The organism is Streptomyces sp. NPDC003456, assembly GCF_042878735.1.
GTDB lineage: Bacteria > Actinomycetota > Actinomycetes > Streptomycetales > Streptomycetaceae > Streptomyces.
In genome coordinates this window covers 139970-149614 of sequence record NZ_JBIAOK010000010.1, presented here as the reverse complement: position 1 = coordinate 149614, position 9645 = coordinate 139970, and the positions used below count along the sequence as shown (strand labels likewise).

The 9645-nt window shown below is 71.9% G+C and carries 10 protein-coding genes; 8 read left to right on the top strand and 2 right to left on the bottom strand.

Going from position 1 to position 9645, the window contains the following annotated elements:
- Positions 1-106 precede the first annotated feature (106 nt).
- From ACFYWG_RS32975 to ACFYWG_RS32940, 8 genes are all read left to right on the top strand, one after another.
- Positions 107-751 carry an HAD family hydrolase gene (locus tag ACFYWG_RS32975; protein ID WP_376331353.1) on the top strand — a complete coding sequence of 215 codons (645 nt, stop codon included), beginning with the start codon at positions 107-109 and terminating at the stop codon, positions 749-751.
- 86 nt (positions 752-837) lie between these two features.
- Positions 838-2058 (top strand): MFS transporter, encoded by a 1221-nt coding sequence (locus tag ACFYWG_RS32970; protein WP_389204444.1) that lies wholly within the window; start codon positions 838-840, stop codon positions 2056-2058.
- The gene (locus tag ACFYWG_RS32965) at positions 2009-3181 is read left to right on the top strand and encodes an acetoin utilization protein AcuC (protein WP_376331356.1); all 1173 of its coding nucleotides are present in this window, start codon (positions 2009-2011) and stop codon (positions 3179-3181) included. Before ACFYWG_RS32970 ends, ACFYWG_RS32965 begins: the two co-directional genes overlap by 50 nt.
- Positions 3182-3315: 134 nt before the next feature.
- Positions 3316-4131, top strand: coding sequence for a phosphatase (locus ACFYWG_RS32960; protein WP_389204443.1), 816 nt, complete (start codon positions 3316-3318; stop codon positions 4129-4131).
- Positions 4132-4260: 129 nt separating this feature from the next.
- Positions 4261-4473, top strand: a complete 213-nt coding sequence (locus ACFYWG_RS32955) for a helix-turn-helix domain-containing protein (protein WP_157842153.1) — start codon at positions 4261-4263, stop codon at positions 4471-4473.
- A gap of 153 nt (positions 4474-4626) precedes the next feature.
- Positions 4627-4725 carry a 30S ribosomal protein bS22 gene (locus ACFYWG_RS32950; protein ID WP_003948845.1) on the top strand — a complete coding sequence of 33 codons (99 nt, stop codon included), beginning with the start codon at positions 4627-4629 and terminating at the stop codon, positions 4723-4725.
- 200 nt (positions 4726-4925) lie between these two features.
- Positions 4926-5987 carry an NAD-dependent epimerase/dehydratase family protein gene (locus ACFYWG_RS32945; protein ID WP_389204442.1) on the top strand — a complete coding sequence of 354 codons (1062 nt, stop codon included), beginning with the start codon at positions 4926-4928 and terminating at the stop codon, positions 5985-5987.
- Positions 5988-6001: 14 nt separating this feature from the next.
- Positions 6002-7054, top strand: a complete 1053-nt coding sequence (locus ACFYWG_RS32940; RefSeq protein WP_389204441.1) for a lysophospholipid acyltransferase family protein — start codon at positions 6002-6004, stop codon at positions 7052-7054.
- A gap of 87 nt (positions 7055-7141) precedes the next feature.
- Here the strand turns inward: ACFYWG_RS32940 and ACFYWG_RS32935 are convergent, their stop codons facing one another.
- Together ACFYWG_RS32935 and ACFYWG_RS32930 are read right to left on the bottom strand one after the other, a co-directional pair.
- Positions 7142-8389, bottom strand: coding sequence for a DUF5667 domain-containing protein (locus ACFYWG_RS32935; RefSeq protein WP_383509281.1), 1248 nt, complete (start codon positions 8387-8389; stop codon positions 7142-7144).
- A gap of 236 nt (positions 8390-8625) precedes the next feature.
- A complete protein-coding gene (locus tag ACFYWG_RS32930; protein WP_376331365.1) occupies positions 8626-9396 on the bottom strand; it encodes an ECF subfamily RNA polymerase sigma factor, BldN family in 771 nt (256 codons plus the stop codon).
- Between the last annotated feature and the right edge of the window lie 249 nt (positions 9397-9645).

The window sequence follows — 9645 nt, the reverse complement described above, 5'->3', positions numbered from 1 at the left end:
GGTACTGCAGGGGGGACCCTGTGGGAGAGTAGGACGCCGCCGAACAATTGTTGGGAAAACCCCCGCATCGAAAGATGCGGGGGTTTTCTGCGTTTAGGGTGTAGTGATGCGCTATGAACTCGTGATCTTCGACAATGACGGTGTTCTGGTCGACAGCGAGCCGATTTCCAACCGGCACCTGGCCGCCTACCTCACCGAGCTCGGGCACCCGACGACGTATGAGGAGTCCCTGCGCGACTACATGGGATCGGCGATGCACCGTATCCACGACCTGGTGGAGGAGCGGACCGGGCGGCGGCTGCCCGAGGACTTCGACGACGTCTTCCATGCTCGCGTCTTCGCGGCCTTCGAGCGCGATCTCCAGCCGGTCGCGGGCGTCGACGAGGTGCTGCAGAAGCTGACCGCCGACTCGGTGCCGTACTGCGTGGCGTCGTCCGGGAGCCATGAGCGGATCCGGGTGGGGCACCGGACGACCGGGTTGGCCCGGTGGTTCGACGAGGGGCGGGTCTTCAGCTCCCAGGACGTGGGGCGGGGCAAGCCGGCTCCCGATCTCTTCCTGTACGCGGCGGAGCGGATGGGTGTGGCGCCGGAGCGGTGCGTCGTCGTCGAGGACAGTCCGCTGGGGGTGCAGGCCGCCGTCGCGGCGGGGATGGACGTGTACGGGTTCACCGCCATGACGCCGGCGGACAGGCTGGCCGGCTGCCGCGGGCTCTTCTCGGACATGGGGGAGCTGCTCGGCCTCCTGGCATGAGCCCCGCCCGCCGCCGGGGAACGTGAGGGGAATTCATCTTTGGCCGGATCTACCCACGGGTAGTCCGGGGCCCTACGCTCGCCGCCATGACTGATGTGCTGCGGCGCGGCCGGGCCTCGTTGGCGTTCAGCTTCCTCGTGCAGGGAGTCGCCTTCGCTCTGCTGGTGACGCGGATCCCCGCCGTCCAGGACCGGTACGGGGTGTCCGACGCGCTGCTGCCCGCCTTCCTGGCGGCGGTGCCGATCCTGGCCGGGATCGGCAGTGTGACGACCGAGAAGCTGGTGCGGCGGATACCGCCCAGCCGGTTGCTGCGGTGGTCCCAGCCGGTCGTGCTGCTGGCGCTGCTCGGCGTGGGCGCCGGGGAGCGGATGCTCGAACTGGGCGTCTCACTCGCCGCGTTCGGGCTGGCCGTCGGCGTGCTGGACGCGTCGATGAACATGCTCGGGGTGAGTTTGCAGCGGTCGTACGGGCGCAGCATCATGCTGAGTTTCCACGCCGCCTACAGCCTGGGCGGGATCGTCGGGGCCTCGCTGGCGTGGGCCGGGGCGCACTGGGATCTGGCGCTGTGGGTGTCGTACCTGCCGGTCGTGGCGGTGCTGCTGCCGGCCGTGCTGGTGGGGAGCCGGTGGTACGTCGACGACGGCCGGGGTGCGGTGGCGGTCGCGGACGAGCCGGCCGGCGAGGGGCAGCGGCTGGTCTTCAAGCTGCTGCTGCCGTTGTGCCTGGTGATGACGGTCGCCTACATCGGCGACTCGACCGTCTCCAACTGGAGTGCCAAGTACCTTCAGGACGTGCTGGGGAGTTCCGAGCAGACGGCGACCGTGCCGTACAACGTGTACATGGTCACCACGCTGCTGGGGCGGGCGATCGGGGACTTCGGGGTGCGGCGGCTCGGGGCCGTCGCGGTCGTGCGGGGCGGGGCGCTGGTGGCGGCCGGCGGGTTCGCGGTGGTGGCGGCGGCGCCCGGCGCGTGGATCGGAATGCTGGGCTTCACTCTGCTGGGGCTGGGCCTGTGCGTGCTGGTGCCGCAGACGTTCGCGGCGGCCGGAAGGCTGTTCCCGGGGGCGTCGGACGCGGCCGTGGCGCGGCTGAACGTCTTCAACTACCTGGGGTTCCTGATCGGTTCGCCGCTGGTGGGGGTGCTCGGGGACGCGTGGAGCTACCGCGGGGCCATGCTGGTGCCGATGGTGTTGGTGCTGGTGACGCTGGTGTACGCCCGCTCGTTCGCGCCTCAACCGGACCGATACGGTGGCGGGCATGAGCGGCCGCGCACAGCTGATGTGGGACGAGGCAGTAACGGGCTATGACTTCGGCTCGGGGCATCCGATGGACCCGGTCCGGCTGGCCCTGACCCGGAGGCTCGTCGACGCCTTCGGGCTGGACCGGGAGGTGGACGTGGTCGCCGCGAAGGCGGCCGGGGAGTCGACACTGCGGCTCGTCCACCGGGAGGACTACATCGAGGCCGTGAAGGCGGCCTCGGCGGACCCGGCGGCCGCCGACCAGGCGTACGGGCTGGGGACCATGGACGATCCGGCGTTCGCCGGGATGCACGAGGTGTCGTCGCTGATCGCCGGGCAGTCGGTGGGGGCGGCGGAGGCCGTGTGGCGGGGTGAGGCGCTGCACGCGGTGAACTTCGCGGGCGGTCTGCACCACGCGATGCCCGGCGGTGCCTCCGGCTTCTGCATCTACAACGACGCCTCCCTCGCCATTGCCCGGTTGCTGGAGCTGGGCGCCGAGCGGGTCGCGTACGTGGACGTCGACGTGCACCACGGCGACGGGGTGCAGGCGGCGTTCTGGGAGGACCCGCGGGTGCTGACGATCTCCCTGCACGAGCATCCCCGGACGCTGTTCCCGCAGACCGGGTGGCCGGAGGAGACCGGGGCGGATCGCGCGCAGGGCTCGGCGGTGAACGTGGCGCTGCCGGCCGGCACCGGGGACGCGGGCTGGCTGCGGGCGTTCCACGCGATCGTGCCGGAGCTGATCGCCGACTTCCGCCCGCAGGTGCTGGTGACGCAGCACGGGGCCGACACGCACTTCGAGGACCCCCTGGCGCACCTGGCGGTGTCCCTGGACGCGCAGCGGGCCGTGCAGGTGGCCTGTCACGACCTGGCGCACGAGTACGCCGACGGGCGGTGGGTGGCCCTGGGCGGGGGCGGTTACGCGGTGGTGGACGTCGTGCCGCGCTCCTGGACGCACCTGGTCGCGATCGCCGCGGGCCGGGCCGTGGAGCCCGAGGCGATGATCCCGGAGGGGTGGCGGCAGGAAGTGTTCGCCAGGACGCGGCAGTTGGCGCCCGCGCGCATGACGGACGGGCGCTGGCCCGTCGGCTGGTCCGCCTGGGAGGCGGGCTACGACCCCGCCGACCGGCTCGACCAGGCGGTCCTGGCGGCCCGCCGCGCGGTGTTCCCGCTGCGGGGTCTGCTGGCCTGAGCGGCGGCGGGCGGGCCCTGAGGGCACCGCGGCGCGGGGTGGTGGCAGGGCGCCGTACGGGCCGGTGTAGGCCGACCGTGGGGTGTTCGGGCGTTCCCGGGACAGGCGCGGGGGCCGTCGCGCACCATCTCCTCGTGCTGACCCCGCAAGCTCTTCGCGCGCACCTCCTGGGCGCGCGGCTGGCCGGGACCGTGGCGACGTCCCGGGAGGGTAGCCTGCGGCGCTACCGGCTCTTCGCGGCCCGGGACCCCCGCGTGCTGCTCGGCATCGATCCGGAGGGTGCCTGGCAGCAGCGGGAACTGCTGGAGCTGATGGCGGACCGGTGTGGGGTTTCGGCCGATCAGCGGTGTACTTCCGGCCAGGACGTGATCGACCCGGCCCGGACCGTGGCGGCCCTGGACGCCTTCGCGGACCGGCTGGGCGACGCCGCGCGGCGGGGCGCCCCGGTGCTGCTCGGCACCGGGCACCCGCACCGGCTGCTCGGCTTCTACGCCGCTCTGGCAGACGCTTTGTCGGCGGCGGGATGTGCCGTCCTCACACCGGCGCAGGGTCGCTGTGTCGACATAACGACCCGGTTCGGCCTACGCACGTTCACCCTCGACTACGTACGGGGAGTCGCGCTCGTGCGGACCCCCGCCCCCGAACGCCCCGGTTGTGAGCCCGGCGCACATACGCACTCACCTCTCCCGGTACGCACCGCGCTGGCCGCCGCCGCGGAGGGTGGCGGGCCGCTCCCGGAGCTGGTGATCGGCGACCACGGCTGGGTCTGCGGGGCAGGTCAGCTGGGGTTCGAGGCCATCGGGCCGGCCGATTCGGACGACCCGGCGCTGTTCGTGGGGGAGGCCGAGGGGTCCGTGTCCGTCGCCGTTCCCCTCGATGACGGCGTGCGGTCCGATTACTACCTGCCGCTGACCCGCTACGTACTCAATCGGGCGTGTCTGTCACAGTAGGCCGCCGATGGGTGCACCTCTTCCCCACTCGCATCACCCGCCCCTACATTGGGGAGTGAGCACGCAGCGACGAAGAGTCACCGGAAGGGGAAGCCGGTGGCCGTCGAGTGCGGAAGGTTCAGGTGTGTCATGGCTGCAGCTGGCGAGAGGCCTCTGAACGAGGTTCAGTTCCTTACCGTGGCGGAAGTCGCCTCGGTGATGCGAGTGTCGAAGATGACCGTGTACCGGCTGGTGCACAGCGGTCATCTGCCCGCGATCCGGGTGGGGCGGTCCTTCCGCGTCCCCGAGCAAGCGGTTCACGAGTACCTCCGCGAGAGTTACGTGGGGGTGGACACCGCCTGACGGCTGGGGCGGGGAGGCCCCGCAAGGCACTTGGGGATCTCCCCGGCCCCTCGATTACGACCTCAGCGCTCGGGCGGGTAGGCTGGCCCCTCGTAGGTCGTATGGGCCCATGGCGCCCAAACACCGAGTGATGAGAAGTGAGCGAGGGTAGTCGTGGGCTCTGTTATCAAGAAGCGGCGCAAGCGGATGGCTAAGAAGAAGCACCGCAAGCTGCTCAAGCGCACGCGCGTTCAGCGTCGCAACAAGAAGTAAGGTCGCGACGCGGACGACGCGAGAGCGTTGCTGTGGCCCCCCACCGTCGGTGGGGGGCCACACGCATGTCCGGCTCCTGCGTCCGGCTGGCATCTGTCACTTCGCGCAGCCGGCGGTCATCACAGTGCCACGCCGACCCGCTAAGTTGGCCCCACGGGGGAACGCGGCGGGACAGGACGTTTCTAAGGAAGGCGCTGATCTTGGGCAAGGTCGTGCTCGTCACCGGAGTGGCCCGCCAGCTGGGGGGCCGGTTCGTCCGGCGGATCCAGCGTGACCCCGACGTCGACCGGGTCGTCGCCGTGGACGCGGTACCGCCCGAGCACCACCTGGGCGGCGCCGACTTCGTGCAGGCCGACATCCGCCAGCCCGGCATCGCGCGGGTGCTCGCCGAGACGGGCGCCGACACGGTCGTCCACCTCGACGTGACGGGCACCCCGCTGGGCAGCGGCAACCGGGCCTCCCTGAAGGAGACCAACGTCATCGGCACCATGCAGCTGCTCGGTGCCTGCCAGAAGTCCCCGGCGGTGCAGCGGCTGGTCGTGAAGTCCAGCACCAACGTCTACGGCTCCGCGCCCCGCGACCCGGCCGTCTTCACCGAGACGACCCCGCCCAAGTCGCTGCCCAGCGGCGGCTTCGCCAAGGACACCTGCGAGGTCGAGGGCTACGTCCGGGGCTTCGCGCGCCGGCGGCCCGACGTGGCGGTGTGCGTGCTGCGCTTCGCCAACATCCTCGGCCCGACCGCGGACACCCCGCTCGCCTCGTACTTCGCCCTGCCCGTGCTGCCCACCGTGTTCGGCTACGACCCGCGGCTGCAGTTCGTGCACGAGGACGACGTGGTCGAGGTGCTGCGCCTCGCCTCCCACGAGCCGCGGCGCGGCACCCTCAACAGCGGCACCTTCAACATCGCCGGAGACGGCGTGCTGCTGCTCTCCCAGTGCTCCCGGCGCCTGGGCCGCCCCACCGTGCCCCTGCTGCTCCCCGCGGTCACCTGGGCGGGCTCGCTGGTGCGTACGCTGGGGATGTCGGACTTCTCGCCCGAGCAGATCCGGCTGCTGACCCACGGCAGGGTCGTGTCCACGGGCCAGATGCGCGAGACGCTCGGATTCCAGCCCAAGTACACGACCGCGGAGACGTTCGCGGACTTCGCCCGCAGCCAGAGTCCCGGACTGCTTCCGCCGGAGGCCCTCGCGGGGACCGTCGACCGGATCGCCGCGCTGCCCCTCGCGGGCGGCGACCACCTCCCGACGCAGAGCGCCAACTGAGGAGCGCAGCAACGATGGCGGACGCCAAGGTCATTCCGTTCGACGACGACCGGTCCCGGGGCGGTGCGGCGCAGCGCCCCCAGCGCCGCCGCAGCGCGGGCGCCCGCCGCCCGGGCGCGGAGCCGGCGCCGGTGCGTGAGGTGCAGCCCCTGCCCACCGGTTCCGCCGCGCAGGAGGACGCCCCCGTGAGCGCCGGGGAACAGCCGGGCCGGCAGGCGGAGGGCGGGAGCGCCCTGGAGCGGCGGATCGCGGGCGGCCTGGCGTTCCTGCGCCGCCGCCTCACCGGGGACTACGAGGTCGACGACTTCGGCTACGACGAGGAACTGACCGACCAGGTCCTGATGTCGATGCTGCGCCCGCTGTACGCGAAGTACTTCCGGGTGGAGGTGAAGGGCGTCGAGAACATTCCGTCGGAGGGCGGCGCCCTGATCGTCGCCAACCACTCCGGGACGCTGCCCATGGACGGCCTGATGATGCAGGTGGCCGTGCACGACAACCACCCGGCGGGCCGGCACCTGCGCCTCCTGGCCGCCGACCTGGTGTTCATGCTGCCGGTCGTCAACGAGCTGGCCCGCAAGCTCGGTCACACCCTGGCGTGCGCGGAGGACGCGGCCCGGCTGCTGGAGCAGGGCGAGCTGGTCGGGGTGATGCCGGAGGGCTTCAAGGGGCTCGGCAAGCCCTTCGCGGACCGCTACAAGCTGCAGCGGTTCGGCCGCGGCGGTTTCGTCTCCACGGCCCTGCGGGCGGGGACGCCGATCATCCCGTGCTCGATCGTCGGGGCGGAGGAGATCTACCCGATGATCGGCAACGCCAGGACCCTGGCCCGGCTGCTGGGCCTGCCGTACTTCCCGGTCACGCCCACGTTCCCCTGGCTCGGGCCGCTCGGTGCGGTTCCGCTGCCGACCAAGTGGACGATCCAGTTCGGCGAGCCGATCCCGACGGACGGCTATCCGCCCGAGGCGGCCGAGGACCCGATGCTGATGTTCAACCTGACCGACCAGGTCAGGGAGCAGATCCAGCACACCCTGTACAAGCTGCTGGTGCAGCGGCGGTCGGTGTTCTTCTGACCTTGCGAGGTCCTCGCGAGGTCCTTGCGCAGTACGACAGTGGGGGCACCCCCTGACGAAGGGGCGCCCCCACTGTCGTACCGCCGGCTAGTCGGCGTCCTCGCTGTCGATGCCCAGACCGGGCAGCAGGCCCGGCAGGAGCGGCGGGAGCGTCACATCCGGCTCGGGGGCGGGAGTGGCGCCGTCCGCGGACGGGGAGGTGCTGGCCTCGCTGTCCTTCGGCGGGTCGAGGAGGCCGCCGGTGTTGCCGCCGAGCAGGCCGTCGTCGTCCTTGCCGGAACCGGCCGGGCGGCTGGGGCTGCCGCTGCCGGTGCTGCCCTTGTCGCTCTGCCGGCCGCCGCTGTCGCCGGGGCGCGCCGAGCGGTCGTCGGAGCCGGAGGGGCCCGCGGGTGCCGACTCGGAGGCGCCCTGCCGCTCGCTCGCACCGCCGCCGCCCCTGGCCGGGGGCTCGGGGAGCAGGGAGCGCAGCGGGGCCACGTCCTGCTCTATGGCGTCGAACACCGACGTCACCTGCTCGCCGACGTCCCCGAGCTGGACGGGGAGCCTCTCGCGCAGCTCGCCCCACGCCTCGCGGTGGGAGCGGGAGAACGCGGACAGGGCCTGGATGGGGCCGAGCGAGTCCGGATCGCGCTGGTACGCCTCGCTCAGCAGCCGGTGGCCCTCGGACGCGTCGTGCCGCATGCCGGACAGGGCGCGGCGGATCTCGCCCAGGGACTCGTGGTCCAGGGGGCCGCTGCGGCCCCGCTCCATCAGGCGGCGGGCTTCGCTCAGGCGTGTGGAGGCGTGGTCCAGGTAGACCCGGCCGCGCTCGTCCGCCCCGTCGGCGAGGCCGAGTTTGACGTCCTCGATGCCGCGCTTCAGGCCGTAGAGCGAGTCGCCGGGCAGGGCGTCGGAGCTGGCGGCGGAGACCCCGCCGAGGGCGCTCGCGGCGACGCCGACGCTCAGTCCGCCGGCCGTGAGGCCCTTGGCGAGACGGGAACGCGGCCGGAGCTTCTTGAGCGAACTCGCGCGGTGGGCGCCGCGGGCCCGGGTGGAGCGCTGCTCGGGGACCGCGCGGTCCGTCGCCCCGCCTCCCGCGGTGCCCTCCTGGAGCATGGCCTCGAACGCGGCCACCAGCTGGGCCCGCTGAACGACCTTGACCTCCGGGTCGAGCTCCGGTTTGGGCAGCGCGCCGAGGCCGGAGGCCAGCGCCAGCAGGCGTGACCCCTCGGCCGGTTCCCCGGCAGCCGGCGCCGGGCCTTCGGACTGCTCGGCCGCCGTGCCCGGCTCGGACTGCTCCTCCAGGGCCTGGGCGAAGGCGTTCGCCCGCCGGTGCGCCGATACGTTCGCGATCACTGGCGGCACCTCCTCTCGTCATGACGGTCGACTCCCCAGGGGGTCCTGAGGGTTGCACACCCCGGCCACGACCACACGAACGGGTGATCGGCGTCGGCCAGGGGGTGACCACAGGGAGCCTGCATCCCGCACAACGAGCGGCGCGGCACTTGGGTTACGGATCCCGGATGACCGAATGCCGAAGTCAACGCGCTGTCACGAAAAGTGAGTTGGTCGTCGCCGAGCGTGGCGGCCGGTCAGCGGGCGTCTTCCGGGAGCAGCCGGGCGAGCGTGCGCACGGCGCGGTACTGGAGGGTCTTGATGGCGCCCTCGTTCTTTCCCATGACACGGGCCGTCTCGGCGACGGACAGGCCCTGGAGGAAGCGGAGCGTCACGCACTCCTGCTGCTGCGGGTTGAGCCGCCGTACGGCGTCGAGCAGGGCGGCGTTGGACAGGGACTCCAGGACGGAGTCCTCGGGGGAGCGCTCGACCTCGTTGGCGTCGAGCATCTCGCCGGTGGTGACCTCGAGGCGGAAGCGGCTGGACTTGAAGTGGTCCGCGACCAGGTTGCGGGCGATCGTCACCAGCCAGGCGCCGAAGTCGCGGCCCTGCCAGGTGAAGGTGCCGATGCGGCGCAGGGCGCGCAGGAACGTCTCGCTGGTGAGGTCCTCGGCGGTGGCCTTCCCGCCGACCCGGTAGTAGATGTACCGGTAGACGGTGTCGCTGTACTGGTCGTAGAGGCGGCCGAAGGCGTCGGCCTCGCCGGCCTGGGCGCGCTCCACGAGGTCCATCATCCGGGCGCTGTCGCTGTCCGCCGCCGGGCGGCGGGCGGTGGCCGCCCCGGACGGGCGGCCTCGTCTGCCGACCGCAGCGCTGCCCTCGGCCAGTGCGTAGCACGGGCCGACGGGCGCGGCGGTGGCGAATGCGGGGACGGCGTACGCGGTGGGGACGAAGCCGCGCAACAGGTCGAGGACCGTTGCGCGCAGCGTAGCCAGGCCCGAGGCGTCAACCCCGACGTGTGGGTACACGGGACTCCCAGAGGCAGAGCTTCCATCACGTGCAGTGCGGGACCTTTCACCCGTCGTAGCGACGGAGGGGTACCGGTTTGCGTCTGAGGAGAATAACGCTTCGTGCAGGCCCTGCTACACCGAGTTGCTCAAATCATCGATTACGTCGCTTCCGTAACCGATTGGCGCCCCATCAAGTGCCAGAGCGTGAACGACTGTTGATCGAAAAGCTTCGGATCGGGGCTTCATCCAGGGCGTGTTGTGGCCGTG